Source organism: Verrucosispora sp. WMMD573 (assembly GCF_027497175.1).
Classification (GTDB): Bacteria; Actinomycetota; Actinomycetes; order Mycobacteriales; family Micromonosporaceae; genus Micromonospora.
The window spans coordinates 892,351-912,557 of sequence record NZ_CP114901.1; the positions used below are offsets into that span (position 1 = coordinate 892,351).

Here is a 20,207-nt window from a genome sequence, read left to right on the forward strand (position 1 = left end):
TGACGCGGCCCGCCCCTTCCGGCGTTGGAGCTGGACTCAGAAGTCCATGTCCCCGCCGCCCGGGCCAGCCGGTGCGGCCGGGGTCTTCTCCGGCTTGTCCGCCACGACGGCCTCGGTGGTGAGGAACAGCGCGGCGATCGACGAGGCGTTCTGCAGCGCGGAACGGGTCACCTTGGCCGGGTCGATGATGCCCGCGGCCAGCAGGTCGACGTACTCGCCGGTCGCGGCGTTGAGGCCGTGACCCGGGTCGAGGTTGCGAACCCGCTCCACCACGACGCCGCCCTCAAGGCCGGCGTTCACGGCGATCTGCCGCAGCGGGGCGTCCAGCGCGATCTTCACGATCTGCGCGCCGGTCGCCTCGTCGCCGGCCAGGTCGAGCTTGTCGAAGGCGGTCTTGCCGGCCTGGACCAGCGCGACACCGCCACCCGGGACGATGCCCTCCTCGACGGCGGCCTTGGCGTTGCGGACCGCGTCCTCGATGCGGTGCTTGCGCTCCTTGAGCTCGACCTCGGTGGCCGCGCCGACCTTGATCACCGCAACACCGCCGGCCAGCTTGGCCAGCCGCTCCTGCAGCTTCTCCCGGTCGTAGTCGGAGTCGCTCTTGTCGATCTCGGCCCGGATCTGGTTGACCCGGCCCTGGATCTGCTCGGCGTCGCCGGCACCGTCGACGATCGTGGTCTCGTCCTTGGTCACCACGACCTTGCGGGCCCGGCCCAGCATGTCGAGGCTGACGGCGTCCAGCTTGAGGCCGACCTCCTCGCTGATGACCTGGCCACCGGTGAGGATGGCGATGTCGGTCAGCATGGCCTTGCGGCGGTCACCGAAGCCCGGCGCCTTGACGGCGACCGACTTGAAGGTGCCACGAACCTTGTTGACCACCAGCGTGGCCAGGGCCTCGCCCTCCAGGTCCTCGGCGATGATCAGCAGCGGCTTGCCGCCCTGCATGACCTTCTCCAGGATCGGGAGCAGGTCCTTGACCGACGAGATCTTGCTGTTCGCGATCAGGATGTACGGGTCGTCGAAGACGGCCTCCATACGCTCCGGGTCGGTCATGAAGTAGGCCGAGATGTAGCCCTTGTCGAAGCGCATACCCTCGGTGAGCTCCAGCTCGAGCCCGAAGGTGTTGCTCTCCTCGACGGTGATGACGCCTTCCTTGCCGACCTTGTCCATCGCCTCGGCGATGATCTCGCCGACGCTGGTGTCACCAGCGGAGATGGAGGCGGTGGAGGCGATCTGCTCCTTGGTCTCGACGTCCTTGGCGAGCTTCAGCAGCTCCTCCGAGACGTTCGCGACCGCAGCCTCGATGCCCCGCTTCAGGGCCATCGGGTTGGCACCGGCGGCCACGTTGCGCAGGCCCTCGCGAACGAGTGCCTGGGCCAGGACGGTCGCCGTCGTCGTGCCGTCACCGGCGACGTCGTCGGTCTTCTTGGCGACCTCCTTGACCAGCTCGGCGCCGATCTTCTCGTAGGGGTCCTCGAGCTCGATCTCCTTGGCGATGCTCACACCATCGTTGGTGATGGTGGGGGCACCCCACTTCTTCTCGAGCACGACGTTGCGGCCCTTGGGGCCGAGGGTCACCTTCACGGCGTCGGCGAGCTGGTTCATGCCCCGCTCGAGGCCGCGGCGCGCCTCTTCGTCGAACGCGATCATCTTGGCCATACGGCGTTGTCCTCCTGGACACTCACGGGCCACCCGAGTGTTGTGCCCCGGATGGGCCGTCTGGTGTACGCACCTTGGGACGTCGCCACCTGGCGACGGCGACGTCTCCTCGGCCGGGCCGGATAGCCCGCGACGACCGGCCACGTGCCCCACCCGTGGTTATGTCACGGGCGCGACCGCAGCCCCACCGTCCCGACCAGCTGGCACTCACGCCATGCGAGTGCCAATGACTTGTTTAGCACTCTGCCCTGCCGAGTGCAAGCACGATGGCCCGGGTCAGCCGAGTTCGGCCGCCAGTTGGGCGGCGTTCACCGGGCCCTCGTGTGCCCGCTGCTCGGCGTAGGTGACGACCAGCCCGACCAGCTGCGCGAGGTACGCCGGCAGCGTCAGCACCGCGACCACCGCAATCGTCAGCACCGCGCCCACCGCCGTGCCCGGCGAGTCCAACGGAGTGGTGCCGAACGGCAGGATCGCCAGCGACTCGAGCACGCTCGCGGCCAGTGAGAAACCGATCACGGCGGCACCCACCAGTGCGACCCGGCCGAGCAGCAGCCCCAGCCGGTCCCGCAGCATGCGGTGCGACCTGCTGAGCGGGTCGTGCCGCTCGAAGAGGTAGACCGGGCCGGCCAGGGCCAGCGCGAACGCCGCGTACACGCCGGGCAGGAAGCACAGACAGAACCCGAAGGTGACGATCAGGGTGATGAGCAGTGTCCAACCCCAGAGACCCAACGCCCGGCGCGTTCCGTAGCGTAGAGCGGCACCGAGGCCGGCCGACTCGCCGACCGCCTGTCGGGCGATGACCCAGGTGCCGGCGGCCCAGCCGAGGGCCTGCACCACACCGAGCAGCAGGCTGCCACCGACCACCGCGAGCAGGAGCGTCGCGAGGTCCGACCAGAAGTTCGCCGGCAGCGCGGCGGAGTCGCTGGCGAGTTGGGCGTCCCAGCGGGCCGAGGGGTCCACGGCCAGCACGAGCACCGACAGCAGTGCGGCCGGCAGCGCCTGGGTGAGCACGAGGATCGGCAACAGGGGTCGCCAACCCCGGCGCGCGGCGCCCACACACCGCGCGAACCAGCCGCCCAGCCCGACCCCGGGCGGGTTGACCAGGGCATCGGAGGGGTCGTGGCCGTAGCCGCCCGGTGGGTACCAGCCGTACAACGGCTGGCCGGGATACGGCGTCCCGCCGGGGTGCAGGGGTGGTTGGCCGGCCCATCCGGCGGGCGGCTGCGGCTCGCCCGGAGGTGGAGAGGACGGACCTGTCGGGGGCGGCTGGTCGGACATGGGACCTCCTCAGCGACGGCTGGCTCGGTCCATGATCTTCCCTTGTGGGGCGCCGGCACCGCTGCCCCCTCCGGCGATGGTCACGCCACCCCGACGACGATCGGTCGAATGGGGTGGGTGGTCGGCGCTCAGGCGATGACGCGTACCCGCTCGGCCTGTGGGCCCTTCTGGCCCTGGGCGATCTCGAACTCCACCCGCTGACCGTCGTCCAGCGCCTTGTAGCCGTCCATCTCGATCGCGGAGAAGTGAACGAAGACGTCCTGCCCGCCGTCGACGGCGATGAAGCCGTAGCCCTTCTCGGCGTTGAACCACTTCACGGTGCCTTGTGCCACGGTGTTTTCCTCACTCTGCACGGCGTTCCACTACCTCGGGTCGCCGGCGCACCGGCACCCGGAAACCACCGGTTTCGGCGGTCGGCGACGACCACTGAAACGGGTGACCGAAATCGCACGCTACACGAGGAGTGACGACGGCGCACGACCACAAATCGGGCGTATTACTATCGTCCGTATCGTCGTACGTCATTGTGATAAGCATTCCGGCATGACAAGCGCCACCGACGGAACGGGCTTGCGCCGGGCCGTCATCCGCCGAGTCGAGCCACCCGACGCAGCTCGGATGCGGGCACTGCGTCTGGAGATGCTCGCGGACGCGCCGTTGGCCTTCCTGGAGACGATCGCCGAGGCCGCGGCCCGGCCACACGCCGAGTACGCCGCCCGGGTCGCCCAGGTCTCCGCCGGTCCGGGCACAGCGCAGTTCGTGGCGGATCCGGGCGGCCGGCTCGTCGGGCACGCCGGCGGCATGGCGCACCCGGCCGAGCCGGGGGTGACCGTGCTCTACGCCGTCTACATCACCCCGAGCTGGCGGGGCACCGGCCTGCTCGCGGATCTTGTCGACGGGGTGGCGGCCTGGTCCCGGGCCTGCCGGCGGAACGAGCTGATGCTCGAGGTGGTGGTCGGCAACGACCGCGCCTACCGGGCCTACCAGCGGCTGGGATTCGTCGACACCGGCGTCCGCCTCCCGCACCCCAACATCCCCACCCTGCGCGAACTCCAGATGCGTAGGGCGGCGTAGCCACGACAGACGATCGCCGATCTGGGGCCCCGGGGAAGACCCCGGAGCCCCACCACGCCTCAGACGTGCCGGCGGCTCTGCACGACCCGGAAGCGGTTCGCCACGTACGCTCCGTCGGTCAACGCCGAGTTCGCCGCCGCGTTCGCCCCGCTGCCGTGGAAGTCGGAGAAGGCCGCCGACTGGTTCACGAAGACGCCGCCGGTGAGGTTGGCCGACAGGTGCACCCCGACCTCGATCGCCGCCGCTTCGGTGGCGTCCAGCACCGCGTCGTCGGTGGAGTAGACCGCCGCGGTGAGCGCACCCTTCTCACCCACTGTCGAGCGCAGGATCTCCAGGCTGTGTGCGGTGGAGTCGGTGGCGATGGCGAAGGAGATCGGCCCGAACCACTCCCGGGAGTAGGTCTCGGTGTCGCCCGCGTCCAGCTTGACGATGGTCGGCGTACGCACCACGGCGTCCGGAAACGACGGGTGCTCGACGGTACGCGACTCCAGCACCGGCGAACCGACCTTGGTCACCTCGTCCAGCCGCTCCAGCACCCCGTCGTTGACGATCGCGCCGGTCAGCTCCACTCCCCGGGCCGGGTCACCGGTGAGCTTGCCGATCGCCGTGGCGATGCCGCCGGCCACCTCGTCGAAGCTCTTGTGCCCCTGGTCGGTGTCGATGCCGTCCCGGGGGATGAGGATGTTCTGCGAGGTGGTGCACATCTGCCCGCTGTAGAGAGTCAGCGTGAAGCCCAGGTTGCGGCACATCCCGGTGAAGTCGTCGGTGGAGTCGATCACCACCGTGTTGAGCCCCGCCTTCTCGGTGTACACCGCCGCCTGGCGGGCGTTCGCCTCCAGCCAGTCGCCGTACTCGGTGGAGCCGGTGAAGTCGACGATCCGGACCGCCGGATGCAGGGCCAGCGTCGAGGCGATCTTCTCGCCGGGGGCCTCGGGGGCCAGCAGCACCAGGTTCGGGTCGAACCCGGCCTCGGCCAGCACCTCCCGGGCGTACCGGACGGTGACCGCCAACGGCAGCACGGCGCGCGGGTGCGGCTTGACCACGACAGGATTGCCGGTGACCAGCGAGGCGAACAGACCCGGGTACGAGTTCCAGGTCGGGAAGGTGTTGCAGCCGATGACCAGGGCCACGCCCCGGGGCACCACGTGGAAGGTCTTGGACATCCGCAGCGGGTCGCCCTTGCCGGCGGCCTTCTCCCAGCCCGCGGTGCCCGGGTGCCGGGTCATCTCCGCGTACGCGTAGGCCAGCGCCTCAAGCGCGCGGTCCAGCGCGTGCGCACCACCGGCCTGGAAGGCCATCACGAACGCCTGACCGCTGGTGAACTGCACCGCGTTGGCCAACTCGAAGACGTTCTTGTGCAGCCGGTCGAGGATCTCCAGACAGACGCCCACCCGGGTCTGAGGGCCGGCGTCGCGCCAGGCGGGCAGCGCCGCTGAGGCGGCGGCGACCAGTTGGTCGGCGTCGGCGTGCGGGTAGCGCACGTTCAGGGCGACGCCGAACGGGCTGTGCTCGGTGGCGACCCGTTCGCCGTCACCCGGCTGGTCGAGCGGGAAGTTCCCACCCAGGTACGCCTCGAACGCGGCCTTGCCGTCGGCGGCGGCGGTCTCGCCGTACACCCGTGGGCTTGGTGATTCCGGGTAGGCGGACCAGTATCCCCGCTCCGTGATCGCGGTCAGCGCGCGGTTGAGGGTCTCGGCGTGCCTGTCGTAGCGGGGGTGCGGGGTCTCCGTCATGCCCGCCATCATGCAACACGAAGCCCTCAGATCAGTAGGGGCGTGTCACAACTTCAGATGGTCAACTGCCAGTTGCTCCACCGGTCCTGCACCCGGAAACCGAGCTGCTCGTTGATGGCGATCATGTGGTCGTTGCTGGCCGCGTTGAAGGTGTCGATCACCCGCACGCCCGGTTCGTGGGCGAGCAGGTGCCGCAGGTTCTCGATCTTGGCAAGCAGGCCCAGCCGGTGTCCCCGGTGCTCCGGGTCGACGATGGTGATCTGCTGGAACGAGTGCCAGTCCGCGGAGGCACCGACGTCCAGCAGCGTCCATGCGACCAGCCGACCGGATGCCTCGTGGCGGACGCCGACGTGGTAACGGCGGCGGCCCCGCGCATCCAGCGCCAGTTCGGTGCCGCGCAGGCGATCGGCGTCGACCTTCTCCGGCTCCCACGCCAGATCGCCCATCGGCGCGTCGGCCAGCAGCCGTCCGTCGAGGTACGCCACGTCGGCGGCCAGGTCGTCGGGGGTGTACCCGCGCCAGCACAGCACCTGGTAGCCGGTCGAGCGATCCCGGGCGTCGGCCCGCAGCGCGTCCAGCTTCGCCTGATCGAGGTCGGCGGTGTCGAGGCGTCGCCGCACATCGGTCAGGGCATCGACCGCGCCCATGGCCACAGCGAACGCGTTACCCGGCGACCGGCGACCGGGCTCGCCGGCAAGCTCAGCGCGGCTCATCGCACTCACCCGCTTACGCCCGCGCTCGCGCAGCAGGCCGAGCCCATGTTCGGCCAACGCTCGGCCGACGCCTCGGCGGCGTTGTGCCGGATGCACGATCAGCTCAGCGGAGGCGTTCTCGGTGTTGTCCAACTGCGGCAGGTCCAGCCGGAGAAAACCGGCCGGCTCACCGTCGATCCGCGCCAGCAGCATGCGGGTTTCGTAGCCCGGCATCGGATGGCGCAGAAGGGCGGTGAATCGTTGCCGGCAGAGGGGCGGGAAGTCCGGCTCGTCGGCGGCCACCTGTGCGGCACCGACCTGATACGCCTGCTGGACGGCCGCCTCGTCGGCGGCCCCGACCGGGGTGATGGTGATGGTCATGACGGCAGCCTGCGCCAGCGACAGACGAGCGGGCCAGCGAATTTTCGCTGGCCCGCTCGGACGTTGGTCGGGAGGGACGATCGCACAACGCCTCCGGCGCTGGGTCGTAAAGACTGAAAGTCTACGGCGAAGCGCCCTCCCGCACGGAGCATCTTGCGCCGTCCGTTTGCGGTCGTCAAGTCCCTGGCGGCGTGTTTCGCTCACTCCCTGCGAAATACCGCTTACTCATCCGTTCGTCGTCGTCAGCCCAGCAGGCCCGCGTCGCGGGCGGCCCGCAACGAAGGCTTGATCCGGTGAGTGGGGCCGACCTCACCGGCGACCGCGTCGAGGGTCTTCAGCCCTTCGCCGGTGTTGAACACCACCGTCTCGGCGGCCGGGTCCAGTCGGCCCGACTCGACCAGCTTGCGCAGCACCGCCACGGTCACCCCGCCGGCCGTCTCCGCGAACACCCCGGTGGTACGCGCCAACAGGCGCACCCCGGCCCGGATCTCGTCGTCGTCGGCGTAGTCCATCCAGCCACCGGTGCGGCGCACCGCCTCCAGTGCGTACAGCCCGGCCGCCGGGTCGCCGATGTTCAGTGACTTGGCGATCCCGGTCGGCTTGACCGGGGTGATGGCGTCGGTGCCGGCATGCAGCGCGGTGGCGATCGGGTTGCAGCCGGCCGACTGCGCCCCGAAGACCTTCCAGCCACCCGCCGGGGCCTCGACCAGGCCGATCTCGACCAGCTCGCTGAACGCCTTGTCAATCTTGGTGAGCAGCTCGCCCGAGGCCATCGGGATGACCACCTGGGCGGGAATCCGCCACCCGAGTTGCTCGGCCACCTCGTAGCCGAGCGTCTTGGACCCTTCCGCGTAGTACGGCCGCACGTTGACGTTGACGAAGGCGGTGTCCTCGAACTCGTCCGTCTCGACCAGCTCGCCGCAGAGGCGGTTCACGTCGTCGTACGACCCGTCGATGGCGACCAGGTCGCCGCCGTAGACGGCGGTCGTGACGACCTTGCCCTGCTCCAGGTCACTGGGGATGAAGACCACCGAAGGCGCACCGACCCGGGCGGCGTGGGCGGCCACGGAGTTGGCCAGGTTGCCGGTGGAGGCGCAGGCGAACCGGGAGAAGCCCAGCGCGCGGGCGGCGGTCAGCGCCACCGACACCACCCGGTCCTTGAAGGAGTGGGTGGGATTGGCGCTGTCGTCCTTGACCCAGAGCGGCGCGGTGATGCCCAGTTCGGCGGCGAGCTGGTCGGCGGCCACCAGCGGGGTGAACCCCGGGTCCAGGGTGACCCGGGTGGCCGGGTCCTGACCGGCGGGCAGCAGAGCGGCGTACCGCCAGAGATTGCGTGGACCGGCCTCGATCTGCTCGCGGGTGACGGTGGCGAGTGCGGCCGAGTCGTAGTCGACCTCCAGCGGGCCGAAACACTCGTAACAGGCATGCTGGGCGGCGAGCGGGTAGCGGGCCGAACAGGCCCGGCAGACCAGGGCGCGGGCGGGGCTGGCGGCGGTGTCGATGCCGGACGGGGCGAGCGTCGACGTCATGTCGAAGTCCTCTCATCTTTCCCCGCATCGCACCCTGCGGCGGGGACGGAATTGGCACCTGCCCCGCCGGACGCTCAACGGTGAGCGCGCGAGGTGGTTGCCGGGGCGTCGTCGGGCCGTATCCCTCAGCCCCTCTGGATGAGGTATGCAGTTGTGCCGCCGAGTCTAGGCAATCCGGACGCGGCCGTCGCCTGCCAATCCCAGCCTGTGAGCGAAACCTCAGCGGCGCCGTTGCCGTCCCCCCGGCGCCGCTGAGCATCGCCGTCAGGCCGGCACGGACCGCCGCTCGCCCTCGGCCAGGGCGACCGTCGCAGCCCCGCGCCGCCAGAGCGTGTCCACCGCCCAGGTGCCCGGTCCGAGCACCGCCACCAGGAAGAATGCCCAGCAGAACAGGACGGACAGTTCGCCGTTGTTCCGCAGCGGCAGCAGCGCCTCGGGCTGATGGACCACGAAGTACGCGTAGGCCATGGAGCCCGACGCCAGCAGGGCCGCGGGCCGGGTGAACAGGCCGAGGAGCACAAGGGCGCCGCAGACCAACTGGATCATTGCGGCGTACCAGCCCGGCCACTGGCCGAGCGGCACCGCCTCGCCGGTGCCACGGTTGCCGCCGAAGACGCCGAAGACGGACGACATGCCGTGAATGAGAAACAACAAACCGATGACAATGCGGAACAGGGACAGAGCCGGCCCGCCGAACCGGTCAGTGCGCATTGGTACCTCCTACTAGTGGGGTGGTGGTACCAGAATGCGGAATCTATAGATAGTTGTCGATTCAATCTCTCTTGTTGGGAACGCTCCCACACTCAGTCTAGCGGCCGAAACTTCCGGCGGCAGCAGCACTGTGTAAACCTTGTGGTCTGCTTGCGTGGGTGGCGGGAACACCAGCCGACACGGGCGGATGCGACGATGCTGCGATGCCACGCACCACGGTCCGCACTCCGGCTTCCGGTGGCCGTCGGCTCGTCGCCGTGCCGGTCTCGATCGCCGCAGCGTTCGGCCTGCTCGCCGGCTGCGCCCCGGCCGGCGAGGCCCCGGGGGCGCCGCCCCGCCCGCTCCCGGCTTCCCATGGACCCGGCAGCGCACCGTCCGACGGAGCCGATCTCGGCGGCACGCCGTCCCGGGACGGCGATCTCGCCGGAGGCGACAGCCCGACGTCCGGCTGCCCCGTGTCCGGCGTCCGGATCACCTACCGCGGCGTCAGCGCCGCCATGGGGCTGCGGGCGATGGGCCTGGAACTGGTCAACTGCGGCGACCGCCCCTACCGGCTGCACGGGTATCCGGCGCCGCAACTGCGGGACGCGGACGGCACCCTCATCCCGGTCCGGGTGATCCAAGGCGCGGAGGGAATCACGTCCGGCTTCGACGATCCACCCCGGCCGCTGGTGCTGGCCCCCGGTGAGGCGGCCGGCACCGCCCTGCTCTGGCGCAACCTGGTCGACAACCCAACGGTCGTGGCGACCAACGCCGAGCACCTCGACGTCGCCCCGCTGCGCGGCCGGCCCGCGCAACGGGTCGTCATGCAGGGGCGGATCGACCTGGGCAACACCGACCGGCTTGGGGTCAGCGCCTGGCAGAAGCAGGAGCCGCGCACGCCGGAGCCGACGCCCTCGACGCCGAACCCACCGCCCACCACCCCGGTCCCGCTGCTCTGAGCTGTCCCGGCATAGCACCGCACGCTCTTGTCGCCCGCGACCGCCCGGCTCGCGCCGAGCGGTCGCGGGCAGCGAGCTCAGCTGGTGATGTCCTTGCGGGTGAAGCGCCAGAACGCCAGGCCCCAGAACACGGTCGCGTAGCAGATCGCCGAGACCGTGCCCCGGACGATGTCGTCGGTCTGTACGGGCGTGGAGAGCAGCCCCAACCACGCGGTGCTGTAGTGGGTCGGCAGGAACGACCGGATCGCGCCCAGCGCGGTGATCTGGTCCAGGATGCTGGACAGGATCCACAGCAGCACCGCGCCTCCCACCGCGCCCAACGCCGCGTCGGTGGTCACCGAGAGCAGGAACGCCAGGCCCGCGACCACCAGCAGGACGATGGCCAGGTAGCCGAGCACCGCGAGCAACCGCAGCAGCCCCTCGCCCGGCTCCAACTGTGCGGCGACCGTGCTGCGCAGCGGCGACCAGCCGTAGCGCAGGGTGCCGATGGCCAGCGCCGTGCCGGCGAGCAGGATCAGCGCCAGCGCCGAATACGCGAGCGCGACCAGCAGCTTCACCGCGAGCAGTCGGGCCCGGGGCACCGGGATCGCCAACAGGTAGCGCAGGCTTCCCCAGCTCGCCTCGCTCGCCACCGTGTCGCCGCAGAACAGCGCGACCACGACGACCAGCAGGAACGAGGCGGACACGAAGATGGTGAACAGGGTGAAGTTCAACCCGCCGGAGGTGGCGAGGTCGATCAGGCTGCCGAACTCACCCCCGCCGTTGTCGTCGTCGTTGGTGTCGAACTGGAACGCGATCAGGATGATCAGCGGCAGCAGCACCATGAAGCCGAGCGCCAGCTGGGTACGCCGGCGCGACGCCTGCCGGCGGAACTCGGCACCGAACGGCAGCGTCCGGGCGGGCCGGTAACCCGCCGCCGCTCCCGAGGCGGCGACGCCGGTCGTGTCCCGCGTCGGCTCGACAGTCGATCCCGCCATCACCGGTCCCCGCTTCCCCGAGAGTTCTCGCCCACCAGGGCGAGGAAGGCGTCCTCCAGGCGGCGCCGGGGCACCACCCGGTCCACTGCGATCCCGGCCCGGACCAACTCGGCGACCACCTCGCTGCGGGCGGTGCCGTTGGTGTCCACGACCAACTGCCCGTCGGCGTCGTCCAGCACCCGTACCCCACCGAGGCCGTCGAGCACGCTCCGGGCCGCGGTCGGGTCGCTCACCTCGACCAGCACGCTGGGCGAGTCGCCGACGATCTCCTCGACCGGTCCGGAGGCCACGATCCGACCCTTGTTCACCACCACGGCGTGGGTGCAGGTCTGCTCCACCTCGGCGAGCAGGTGACTCGAGACCAGCACCGCCCGTCCGTCGGTCGCGTACCGCTGGAGCACCCGCCGCATCTCGGCGATCTGCGGCGGGTCCAGCCCGTCGGTCGGCTCGTCGAGCACCAGCAGTTCCGGCAGACCGAGCATGGCCTGGGCGATGGCGAGGCGCTGCTTCATGCCGTGGCTGTACTTACGCACCCGCCGGTGCACCGAGGAACCCAGCCCGGCGATCTCCAGTGCCTGCTCGAAGTGGGCGTCGCCCTCCGGCCGGCCGGTCGCCCGCCAGTACGCCTTCAGGTTCTCCAGGCCGGACAGATGCGGCAGGAACCCCGGCCCCTCCACCAGTGCGCCGATCCGCGACAGCACCGGCGAGCCGGGCACCAGCCGGTGCCCGAAGACGTAGATCTCCCCTGCGGTCGGCTGGGTCAGCCCCATCAGCACCCGCAGCGTGGTGGTCTTGCCGGCGCCGTTGGGCCCGAGCAGACCGACCACCTGACCGGGATGCACCTCGAAGTCCACCTCGGAGACCGCGACGAAGCCGTCGGCGTACTCCTTGCGCAGCCGGCGCACGGCCAACGGGGTGTCCGCGTACTCCGGGTGCACGGAGGTGTCCTGGCGACGGTGCCGGCGGCGCAGCACGGCCACGAGCACGACGAGCCCGACCACGATCGCGGCGAGCAACCCGACCAGGATCCAGCGCCAGAGCGCCGCCTCGGTGGGGATCGGGTCACTGTCGACCGTCGGCAGGCTGATCGGCGTGTCGCCGACCGCAACCGAGTAGACCGCCGGCTCGGTCGGGGTCGTGTACGCCTGGTCCGAGGTGGCCACCACCAGCCGGAGCCGGTGCCCGGCCTCCACCCGGTGCACGATCGCCGGCAGGGTCACGGTGACCGGCGCGGCGGCGTCGATGCTGGCCGGCAGGTCGTTGAGCCGGATCGGCGCGATCAGCCCGCTGGGCAGGGTGGCCGCCCCCTCCGGGTCGACCACGTAGAGCTTGGCGAAGAGGACCGCCTCGCCGCTGCTCGACGCGGCGCGCAGCGACACGGTCGGCGCACCGACGATGTCGACCGCCTCGGTCAGCGGCTTGGACTCGAACCGGGCGTGCTGCCCGGGTATGTCGCCGGCCACCCCGCTGAGCAGCGAGCCCAGCGAGCCGGCGAACGGTACGGAGGAGATCGCGGCCGGGTTGCCGCCGGGCGGGTTGGCCACCGGCTGGACCGGGCCGGCCAGGGTGACCTCGACCCGGGAGTCGCCGCCCAGACCCGGATAGTCGTCGGTGCGGTAGCCGGTGGCGACCAGGCCCCGGTCCATCGCGTCGAAGCCGGCGATCCGGGAGAAGGTGAAGGTGTCGCCGGGCGCGTCAGCGTCGCCGGCCACGTAGTGGTCGAGCCACTGCGCGGTGAGGAACTTGACCCGGTCGGAGTCGGTCTGCGGTCCGGAGCCACCGTCGTGGCCGCCGGTGAACCAGGCGACCCGCACCGGGGTCCCGTTCGCGGCGATGCCCCGGGCGTTGGCGTCGGCCTCGGCGAGCGGGAAGAGGGTGTCCGCCGCGCCCTGCACCAGCAGGGTTGGCGCGGTGATCCGGTCCAGCACCCCGGTTGGGCTGGACCTGCGCAGCAGGTCGACGGCGGCCTGGTCGGCCCGGCCGGTGGCGGCGATGCGCAGGTACGCGGCGCAGACGTCGGTGGCGAACCGTCCACAGGAGGGATCGGGCAGACCACCGACGGCCGGTGCGCCGGGTGCGGTGCCGGGCCCCTGGCCCGGAGCGGGGCTGGGCGGACCGGCACCCGGCGCGCCCTCCGACGTCTCGGCGCCGGTGCCGGAGATCCCGGCCGGACCGGAGCCGACGTTTCCGCCACCGCCGAAGAAGATGCCGGCCCACCCGGACTTGAACACGCCCTCGGTCGGCTCGCCGCCGGTGCTCTCGGGCAGGAAGGCGCGGGACAGGTCGTTCCAGGTGATCATGGGAACGATCGCGTCGACCCGCTGGTCCTGGGCGGCGAGCAGCAGTGACAGCGCACCACCGTAGGAGCCGCCGACCACACCCACCCGTGGGTCACCGGTGGCGTCGGTACGGATCTCCGGACGCGCGGCCAGCCAGTCCAGCAGCCGCTGCGCGTCGCGTACCTCATGGTCGGGACTGTCCAGGTGAATCTTGCCGCCGCTGCGACCGAAGCCGCGCGCGGTCCAGGTCAGTACGGCGTATCCACGGTCGGCCAGTTCCTCGGCGTCGGTACGGACCGACTCCTTGGTGCCGCCGAAGCCGTGGGCGAGCAGGACCGCCGGTACCTCGCGGCCGGCGGCGGCGTCACGCGGAAGGTACAACGTGGTGTCCAGGTCGACCGGCTCGTTCCCGTCCGCTCCGGACCGGACGGTAAGCATCGCGGACTCGGTACGAAAGCCCGGCCGGTCCGGCCAGACCGCCCACACCGCGGCCACCGCCAGCAGGACGACAGCCGCAGTGGTGGCGACGGCCCGGCGACCGGTGGGCAGGGCACGTCGGATCCGCGCGGCCGAGAACGGCGATCTCATTGGGCACACGGTACGGCCCAAAACCTGAGTATTAGCTGAGATCCGCCGTACGTCCGTTCTGGTAGCCCGATCGGCATCCGGCGAAGGTCATCCGCACACCGTCCAGTCGGCGAACCTTTGAGATGACTTCGCATCGCGGAAATTCCTGCCTTTCACTTGAAAAGATACTCAACTACGCCTATCTCCCGCATCAACGGCACCCACCGTGAGCAAATTGATCGCCGTGAGTTACATCGCTCGAAGTGACGCAAAGCTGACGGTTGCCGACCGACCGATAGCACCAGGCTTCGATTAGTTTTCCGGTCCGGCGCACGGGACCGGCTCGTCGACGCCGTCGGACAACCTGCGCCATGCCGGAGGAGACAACCATGACCGTTCCCGCTCCGCGGGTCCGTCGCCGACCCCGGACCCCGGGCCGGCTGTTGCCGCTGCTACTCGCCACCGCGCTGCTGCTGCCGGTGGCGTTCCTCGTCGTACAGGCACACGAGTTCGTCGACAACGACCGCGATGTGGTCGCGCGGGAAAGACTCGGCGTCGAGTACCTCCGCGCCCTGGCCCCGGTGACCGACGCGCTGGTCGACGCACAGAGCGCCGCCGTCACCGGGCGGTCGCTGCGCCGGGACCCGCTCGACCAGGCGGTCGAGCAGGCCGCCACCGTCGACGCGCGCATCGGTGGCGAGTTGAGCACCAGTGAGCGGTGGGCCGGGCTCCGCGCGAAGTTGGAGGCGCTGCCCGAACGCTCACTGACCGACCCGGAGGCCGCCTTCACCGTGTACGGCGAGATCACCGACCTGCTGCTGGCCCTGCACAGCAAGGTACGGGAGACCTCCGGCCTGATCCGGGACCCGGGGGTCGACGCGTACTTCCTTCAGGACGGCGTCGCGGAGGAGATGCCGGAGGCGCTGGTGGCCGCCGGCCGCCTCACCGACCTGGCCGTGCTGATGAGCCGCCGGTCCGCTGCCGAGCGGCTCCAGTCGCTCAGCCAGATGGCCACCCTTCGGGCTGCCGCCCTGCAACCCGCCAACGACCTGGCCAACAATCTTCGGGCGGTGGTGGAGAACACGGAGAGCGCCGACCTCGGCGCAAACGTGCTCACCCCCTTCGACGCCTACCAGCGGGCTGTCGAGACGATGGCCCTGCACTCCCAACCGGTCGACCGGGCCGGCACGGTCGACACGACCCGGCTCCTCGCCGCCCGCAACGAGGCACAACAGGCCGCGAAGCAGCTCCACCCGGTCCTCCTCGACGAGATCGACCGGCTTCTGGCGGAGCGACTCGACGGGTTGGACCGGGATCGCCTGCTGATCCTCGGCGCGGGCGGCCTCGCCGCACTGCTGCTGGTCGGCTTCGCGGTCAGCGGCTGGATGTCCCGTCCGAGAGACATCTCTGCCGCCCCGGCGGGCGGCGGCCTGCCGACTCCCCCGTCGGGCGTCCAGTGGGCTGCCGTCGGGTCACGTCCCGCCGAACCACCACCGGCGCTCCAGCCGGTGGGACAGGTCCACGAGCCGGATCGGTGGAGGCCGTTCGATGCTGCTCGGTAGGCTCCGCATCCGGGGCAAACTGACCCTGCTGGTGACCATTCCCCTGCTCTGCATGCTGGGGCTGACCCTGCCGGTGGTCTGGGAACGAGCCGGCGTGGCGCAGCGGGCCGCCGACATCGACCAGACCGTCCAGCTCGCCAGCCGGGTCGGCACCCTGCTCCAGCACCTGCAACGGGAACGGATGCTCGCCATCGGCCTCCTGCTCGGGCAGGTCGAGCGCAGCACGCTGGTGCAGGAGATCGCGGAGGTGGACGACCGGATCGTCGATCTGCGGGTCGACTTCGACGGCGACCTTCCGGCCGAGGTGGACGGAGCACTCGACGGCGTTGCGCAACTCGCCGAGGTACGCACCGCCGTACTGGCCGGACAGGCAACGCCGCCACAGGTCATCGGCGCGTACGGGCCGGTGCACATTGCCCTGATCGACTCGTTGCGGCTGCCGCACGACGTGGACACCCGGACCCCGGCCGGGCGGCAGACGCTGGCCCTGGACAGCATCCTGCGCAAGAGCGAGGGCCTCAGCGGCGGCGGTGCCCTGATCGTGTTGGTCGCCTCCTCGCCGAACCCCCAGTTCGCCACCGCGTTCGTGGCCAACATGGCCACCCTCCAGTCGGAGAGCAGCAAGATGCTCGACCTGCTCACCCCGGAGCAGCAGGCGCTGGTGAACATCGAGCAGACCGCGGTCGACGCCCGGACCAGCCCGGAGTTTCTCCAGCAGAGCGCTCAGGACCCGGTGGCCGCGGTGGCGGACATCCCCATCCAGGCCCTTTTCCCCACCGTCTCCTCACTGATCACGCTGGGCCAGTTCGTCGAGAAGAAACTGGTCGCCGACGTGACCGCCGAGGTACGCGCGCAACGGCAGACGGCGCTGTCCGGGGCGTACTGGGTGACCGGGCTGGTCGCGGTGATCCTGGTCGGCGTGGTGCTGCTCGCCCTGGCCATCGGCCGCACGGTGACCGGGCCGTTGACCCGGCTCACCCGCTCCGCCGACCGGGTCGCCCGGGTCGCCGAGTCCGAGCTGGTCCGGGTGGCCGACGACGAGACCGACAACGCCCAACCCGTCCGGCTCGATCCCGTCGACGTCCGCGCCCGGGACGAGGTCGGCGACCTCGCCCGGGCCTTCGAGCGGGTGCAGAACACGGCCGCGAGGCTGGTGGAACGGCAGGCGGCGAGCCGACGCAACGTCGCCCAGATGTTCGGCCACGTCGGCCGGCGTACCCAGAACCTGGTCGGTCGACAGATCGCCCTGATCGACCGGTTGGAGCAGCAGGAGACCGATCCGGGGCGGCTGGAGAACCTGTACCGGCTCGACCACATCTCCAGCCGGCTGCGGCGCAACGCGGGCAACCTCGTGGTGCTCTCCGGTGCGGTGGGTGACGTCGCGCACGTCGCACCGGTTCCGCTGGCCAACGTGGTCCGCCTCGCCCTCGGTGAGATCGAGGACTACACCCGGGTGGACGTCCAGGTGCCCACCGAGGCCGCCGCGGCACCCGCGATCGTCGGCGACCTGGTGTTGGCGCTCGCCGAACTGATGGAGAACGCCACCGTCTTCTCGCCGCCACACACCCGGGTGCTGGTCAGTGGCGAACTCACCGACAACGGCGTAGAGCTCACCGTGGTGGACCATGGCATCGGCATGACCGAGGCGCGGCTGACCGACGAGAACGCCCGCCTGACCCGCCGGGAACGGCTGGACCTCGCCCCGACCGAGGTGCTGGGGCTGTTCGTGGTGGGTCGGTTGGCCCGCCGGCACCGGTGGGCGGTCGGTCTCGCCGCCACCCCGGGCGGCGGCGTCACCGCAACCATTCGGATTCCCCGTACGTCGCTGGTCGTCGGGACGCCCGAGCCGGCTGGCCCGCCGGTTCCACCGGTCGGCCGGGCCGCGCCGGTGGCCGCCCTGCCGGCCCGGCACCAGCTCGAACCGGTGCCACCGACCCGGGACAACCCAACGGCGGTGGACCTGTCCAGCCCGGCGGCGGATCCGGTCGGGTTCAACCCCACGCTGCTGACCCGGGCCACCGAGAGCATGGAGCTGTCCGAGTCCTGGGACGCGTTCGCCACCGGCCCGGAGCCCGCCGGGAAGACCGACGCGGCATCGGCCGCCATCGACCCGGCGACCGTGCCGGTGCCGCAGATCGCACCGGCGTCGGCTACCCCGCCGGCCCCGATGCCCGGCATCCGGCAGCGGGTGCCCGGCGCCAGCCTGCCGAGGACGGCGCCGAGAGTGGGCCCGGTCGACTCCAACGGCGTGGACCCCAGCGCCGCTCGCGCCGCTGTGGAGGCATTCGAGTCGGGGGTACGCCGGGCCGAGCTGAGCCAGGCCGACGCCCTGCCACAGCCGGTTGAGCCGCCCGCTCCCCCGGGGCTGTCCCAGCTGTCCCGCAGGGTGCCCGGCGCCAATCTGATCGCGCAGCTACCGCAACAACCGCTCAACCAGGACCCGGGCGATCCGGCCGAGGTCCGCGATCGCATCAACGCGTTCGAGACGGGCGTCGCCCGGGCTCTGCGCGATGTCCGTAACGACCGCAGCGACGATGAAGGAACGCCACGTTGACCAGCCCGCACGTGCACGAGAACCTCGACCACCAGAGCCATCCCGCCGGGGACCTCAGCCCCGAGGCCCGCACCTTCAACTGGTTGCTGGATTCCTTCACCTCCGGGACCGCGGGAGTGGTGGAGGCGATCGCCGTGTCGTCGGACGGCCTGCTGATGGCCATGTCCGCGATCAAGGACAGGTCCAACGCGGAGCGTCTCGCCGCGGTCGTCTCCGGGATGACCAGCCTGGCCGGCGGGGCCGCCAGCTGGTACGCGTTGGGCGGCCTCAACCGCGTCGTGGTGGACATGGCCGAGGGCTACCTACTGATCAGCGCGATCAGCAGCGGTTCGGTGCTCGGCGTGGTCGCCGACCGGTCGGCGAACCTGGGCACCGTCGCCTACGAGATGACCCTCTTCGCCGGTCGCGCCGGTGGTGCGCTCACCCCGCGCCTGATCGCCGAACTCAAGAACTCCGTTCAGCAATGAATCCCGACGCCGCCGGTGCGGAACAGGAGCCGGTGATTCGCATCCGGCCCTACCTGCGCGAGTCCTCCCCGGCCGGCTCCGCCGGCCCGGCGGGCGCACCGGCGGCGATCGGGCCGGAGCCCGAGGAGGCCGGGCCGACCGGGCCTCGCCCCTTCGTGCTCACCGCCGGCCGGGTGGCCGGCGCCGACCCCACGATCGGCCTGGAGACCCAGGTGACCGCCCGACCGACCACCGAACCGTGGAGTGTCACGGCCACCCGGTTGAGCCCGGAACTCCAGGCCATCGTGGCGCTCTGCGGTGAGCCGATCTCGGTGGCCGAGATCTCCGCCAAGACCCGGTTGCACTTCGGCGTGACCCGAGTGCTGGTGGGCGATCTGCGCGCCGCCGGCCACCTGGACGTACACGTGACCGACGCCGACGACGCCCTCGACCCCGACGTCATCCTGCGAGTGATTGATGGACTCCGTGCAATCTCCTGACTGGCCCGCCGCGCCACCGGGCGCGCTCGCCGCCAACAGCGCCGCAGCCCGCTACGGCGGTCCGACGCCGACCCCACCGTCCATCGGCCGGGCCACGGCACCACCGCCACCGCCACCGCCAACGGCCCATGCTGCTGCCCCGGCGCCGCCGCCGTACCGGCCGCCGGCCGCGACACCCGCCACCACGGGTACCCATCGGGCGACCCCGCCGATCCCGGTGAAGATCCTGGTGGCCGGCGGCTTCGGAGTGGGCAAGACCACCACCGTGGGCTCGATCTCGGAGATCGCCCCGCTGACCACCGAGGCGGAGATGACCACCGCCGGGATCGGGGTCGACGACCCTGGTCAGCGCTCCGGAAAGACCACCACCACCGTGGCGATGGACTTCGGTTGTGTCACCATCGATCGAAGCCTGAAGCTCTACCTGTTCGGCACGCCGGGCCAGACCCGTTTCGGCTTCATGTGGGACGACCTGGCCCGGGGTGCGCTCGGCGCACTGGTGGTGGTCGACAGCGCCCGGCTCGACGACTGCTACCCGGCGATCGATTTCTTCGAACGGTCGGGACTTCCGTTCGTGGTCGGGGTCAACGCCTTCGACGGGCGGTTGGCGCACGACCTGGGTGCGATCCGGTGGGCTCTGGCGATCGGCGAACATGTGCCCCTGGTGCAGTTCGACGCACGGGACCGGCTTTCGGTCCGGGACGCCCTGTTGGTCGTCCTGGACCGCGCGCTGGACCGGGCCACCCGGGAGAAACGGGCCTGAGCCGACCGGCTCGCAGGCCCCTCGTGGGAAGGGGTGAGGCGGATGAGAGGCGGACTGGACGAGACTCTGGCCCGGATGCGCCGGCGTGAGGAGGCGCTGCGTCGACGGGCCGCGGACCCGACGGTGGCGGCCGACGACCAGCCCGGTCCGGGCCAAGACTCCGGTTGGAGCCGTGCCGACAGCCGCAATGCGGGGCCCGGCTGGCCCGGTGTCCGCGAACCGGTCCACCAGGCAGCGCCGCGGCACCCGGTCGAGGACGTGGCCGAGGCGCTGCGCGCGGCCGTCGCGGCGCATCCGGGGGCATCCGTCGCCGCCCGGGTCGAGCACGACGGGCAGGCGTACGACCTGCGGGTGGCCTGGGTCGATCAGGAGGTCACGGTCAGCGGACAGCCGGCCGAGCCGCCACCGTCCTGGCCGCTGTCGGTCAAGACGGTGCCCGGCTGGTCCTCCGCGCAGGACGGGCTGAACGACGATCCGGCCGCCCGGCTGGCCGAGCTGATCCGCCGCGACCCGTCCCTGCTCGCCGGGGACGAACCCGCGGGCTGACCGGGCGGGGTGGCC

17 protein-coding genes and 1 riboswitch are annotated in these 20,207 nt (G+C 71.1%); of the genes, 8 read left to right on the top strand and 9 right to left on the bottom strand.

All coding sequences use genetic code 11. The features are described from left to right. Positions 1–36: 36 nt before the first annotated feature. From groL to O7601_RS04180, 3 genes are all read right to left on the bottom strand, one after another. Complete coding sequence (gene groL / locus O7601_RS04170; RefSeq protein ID WP_203999680.1) at positions 37–1,659, bottom strand: chaperonin GroEL; 1,623 nt, start codon at positions 1,657–1,659, stop codon at positions 37–39. A 276-nt stretch (positions 1,660–1,935) separates the two neighbouring features. Further along, entirely contained in the window at positions 1,936–2,937 is a 1,002-nt protein-coding gene (locus O7601_RS04175) for a hypothetical protein (RefSeq protein ID WP_281564945.1), read from the bottom strand. A 128-nt stretch (positions 2,938–3,065) separates the two neighbouring features. Then, a complete protein-coding gene (locus tag O7601_RS04180) occupies positions 3,066–3,269 on the bottom strand; it encodes a cold-shock protein (protein ID WP_013288855.1) in 204 nt (67 codons plus the stop codon). A 211-nt stretch (positions 3,270–3,480) separates the two neighbouring features. On the opposite strand from O7601_RS04180, the gene O7601_RS04185 reads away from it, so the two are divergent. Next, the gene (locus O7601_RS04185; protein WP_281564946.1) at positions 3,481–4,011 is read left to right on the top strand and encodes a GNAT family N-acetyltransferase; all 531 of its coding nucleotides are present in this window, start codon (positions 3,481–3,483) and stop codon (positions 4,009–4,011) included. Positions 4,012–4,070: 59 nt separating this feature from the next. On the opposite strand, the gene paaN is transcribed toward O7601_RS04185, so the two are convergent. The 4 genes from paaN to O7601_RS04205 form a co-directional block, all read right to left on the bottom strand. Continuing rightward, positions 4,071–5,744: a phenylacetic acid degradation protein PaaN gene (gene paaN / locus O7601_RS04190; protein WP_281564947.1), complete on the bottom strand. Its 1,674-nt coding sequence runs from the start codon at positions 5,742–5,744 to the stop codon at positions 4,071–4,073. Between the two features lie 53 nt (positions 5,745–5,797). Next, entirely contained in the window at positions 5,798–6,817 is a 1,020-nt protein-coding gene (locus O7601_RS04195) for a GNAT family N-acetyltransferase (RefSeq protein WP_281564948.1), read from the bottom strand. Between the two features lie 242 nt (positions 6,818–7,059). Next, positions 7,060–8,346, bottom strand: a complete 1,287-nt coding sequence (thrC, locus tag O7601_RS04200; protein ID WP_281564949.1) for a threonine synthase — start codon at positions 8,344–8,346, stop codon at positions 7,060–7,062. 9 nt (positions 8,347–8,355) lie between these two features. After that, positions 8,356–8,491: riboswitch (SAM riboswitch) on the bottom strand. A gap of 119 nt (positions 8,492–8,610) precedes the next feature. Next, positions 8,611–9,057, bottom strand: a complete 447-nt coding sequence (locus tag O7601_RS04205; RefSeq protein ID WP_210940698.1) for a DoxX family protein — start codon at positions 9,055–9,057, stop codon at positions 8,611–8,613. Positions 9,058–9,260: 203 nt separating this feature from the next. On the opposite strand from O7601_RS04205, the gene O7601_RS04210 reads away from it, so the two are divergent. Continuing rightward, positions 9,261–9,998, top strand: coding sequence for a DUF4232 domain-containing protein (locus O7601_RS04210; protein WP_281564950.1), 738 nt, complete (start codon positions 9,261–9,263; stop codon positions 9,996–9,998). Positions 9,999–10,075: 77 nt separating this feature from the next. Here O7601_RS04210 and O7601_RS04215 read toward each other — a convergent pair whose 3' ends face one another. Together O7601_RS04215 and O7601_RS04220 are read right to left on the bottom strand one after the other, a co-directional pair. Beyond that, positions 10,076–10,975: an ABC transporter permease subunit gene (locus O7601_RS04215; RefSeq protein WP_281564951.1), complete on the bottom strand. Its 900-nt coding sequence runs from the start codon at positions 10,973–10,975 to the stop codon at positions 10,076–10,078. Beyond that, positions 10,975–13,842 (bottom strand): alpha/beta fold hydrolase, encoded by a 2,868-nt coding sequence (locus tag O7601_RS04220; protein ID WP_281564952.1) that lies wholly within the window; start codon positions 13,840–13,842, stop codon positions 10,975–10,977. The genes O7601_RS04215 and O7601_RS04220 overlap by 1 nt, the downstream gene beginning before the upstream one ends. A 368-nt stretch (positions 13,843–14,210) precedes the next feature. Here O7601_RS04220 and O7601_RS04225 point away from each other — a divergent pair, with 368 nt between their 5' ends. Genes O7601_RS04225 through O7601_RS04250 form a run of 6 tightly spaced genes read left to right on the top strand, consistent with a single transcriptional unit; the run spans position 14,211 to position 20,192 of the window. Beyond that, positions 14,211–15,383 carry a hypothetical protein gene (locus tag O7601_RS04225; protein ID WP_281564953.1) on the top strand — a complete coding sequence of 391 codons (1,173 nt, stop codon included), beginning with the start codon at positions 14,211–14,213 and terminating at the stop codon, positions 15,381–15,383. Further along, the gene (locus O7601_RS04230) at positions 15,370–17,937 is read left to right on the top strand and encodes a nitrate- and nitrite sensing domain-containing protein (protein ID WP_281564954.1); all 2,568 of its coding nucleotides are present in this window, start codon (positions 15,370–15,372) and stop codon (positions 17,935–17,937) included. Before O7601_RS04225 ends, O7601_RS04230 begins: the two co-directional genes overlap by 14 nt. Further along, positions 17,934–18,404, top strand: a complete 471-nt coding sequence (locus O7601_RS04235) for a roadblock/LC7 domain-containing protein (RefSeq protein WP_281564955.1) — start codon at positions 17,934–17,936, stop codon at positions 18,402–18,404. The genes O7601_RS04230 and O7601_RS04235 overlap by 4 nt, the downstream gene beginning before the upstream one ends. Further along, positions 18,401–18,883, top strand: a complete 483-nt coding sequence (locus tag O7601_RS04240) for a DUF742 domain-containing protein (protein ID WP_281564956.1) — start codon at positions 18,401–18,403, stop codon at positions 18,881–18,883. The genes O7601_RS04235 and O7601_RS04240 overlap by 4 nt, the downstream gene beginning before the upstream one ends. Then, on the top strand, positions 18,861–19,646 hold the full coding sequence (locus O7601_RS04245; RefSeq protein ID WP_281564957.1) for an ATP/GTP-binding protein: 786 nt from the start codon (positions 18,861–18,863) through the stop codon (positions 19,644–19,646). The genes O7601_RS04240 and O7601_RS04245 overlap by 23 nt, the downstream gene beginning before the upstream one ends. Before the next feature lie 42 nt (positions 19,647–19,688). Continuing rightward, on the top strand, positions 19,689–20,192 hold the full coding sequence (locus O7601_RS04250) for a hypothetical protein (RefSeq protein WP_281564958.1): 504 nt from the start codon (positions 19,689–19,691) through the stop codon (positions 20,190–20,192). Positions 20,193–20,207: the final 15 nt, after the last annotated feature.

Bases quoted from the DNA above. Each gene is read 5' to 3' on its own strand.
- groL (WP_203999680.1), bottom strand. From the start codon at position 1,659: ATGGCCAAGATGATCGCGTTCGACGAAGAGGCGCGCCGCGGCCTCGAG.
- O7601_RS04250 (WP_281564958.1), top strand. From the start codon at position 19,689: ATGAGAGGCGGACTGGACGAGACTCTGGCCCGGATGCGCCGGCGTGAG.
- O7601_RS04185 (WP_281564946.1), top strand. From the start codon at position 3,481: ATGACAAGCGCCACCGACGGAACGGGCTTGCGCCGGGCCGTCATCCGC.
- O7601_RS04195 (WP_281564948.1), bottom strand. From the start codon at position 6,817: ATGACCATCACCATCACCCCGGTCGGGGCCGCCGACGAGGCGGCCGTC.
- O7601_RS04205 (WP_210940698.1), bottom strand. From the start codon at position 9,057: ATGCGCACTGACCGGTTCGGCGGGCCGGCTCTGTCCCTGTTCCGCATT.
- O7601_RS04175 (WP_281564945.1), bottom strand. From the start codon at position 2,937: ATGTCCGACCAGCCGCCCCCGACAGGTCCGTCCTCTCCACCTCCGGGC.
- thrC (WP_281564949.1), bottom strand. From the start codon at position 8,346: ATGACGTCGACGCTCGCCCCGTCCGGCATCGACACCGCCGCCAGCCCC.
- O7601_RS04240 (WP_281564956.1), top strand. From the start codon at position 18,401: ATGAATCCCGACGCCGCCGGTGCGGAACAGGAGCCGGTGATTCGCATC.
- O7601_RS04220 (WP_281564952.1), bottom strand. From the start codon at position 13,842: ATGAGATCGCCGTTCTCGGCCGCGCGGATCCGACGTGCCCTGCCCACC.
- O7601_RS04215 (WP_281564951.1), bottom strand. From the start codon at position 10,975: ATGGCGGGATCGACTGTCGAGCCGACGCGGGACACGACCGGCGTCGCC.
- O7601_RS04245 (WP_281564957.1), top strand. From the start codon at position 18,861: ATGGACTCCGTGCAATCTCCTGACTGGCCCGCCGCGCCACCGGGCGCG.
- O7601_RS04230 (WP_281564954.1), top strand. From the start codon at position 15,370: ATGCTGCTCGGTAGGCTCCGCATCCGGGGCAAACTGACCCTGCTGGTG.
- O7601_RS04210 (WP_281564950.1), top strand. From the start codon at position 9,261: ATGCCACGCACCACGGTCCGCACTCCGGCTTCCGGTGGCCGTCGGCTC.
- paaN (WP_281564947.1), bottom strand. From the start codon at position 5,744: ATGACGGAGACCCCGCACCCCCGCTACGACAGGCACGCCGAGACCCTC.
- O7601_RS04225 (WP_281564953.1), top strand. From the start codon at position 14,211: ATGACCGTTCCCGCTCCGCGGGTCCGTCGCCGACCCCGGACCCCGGGC.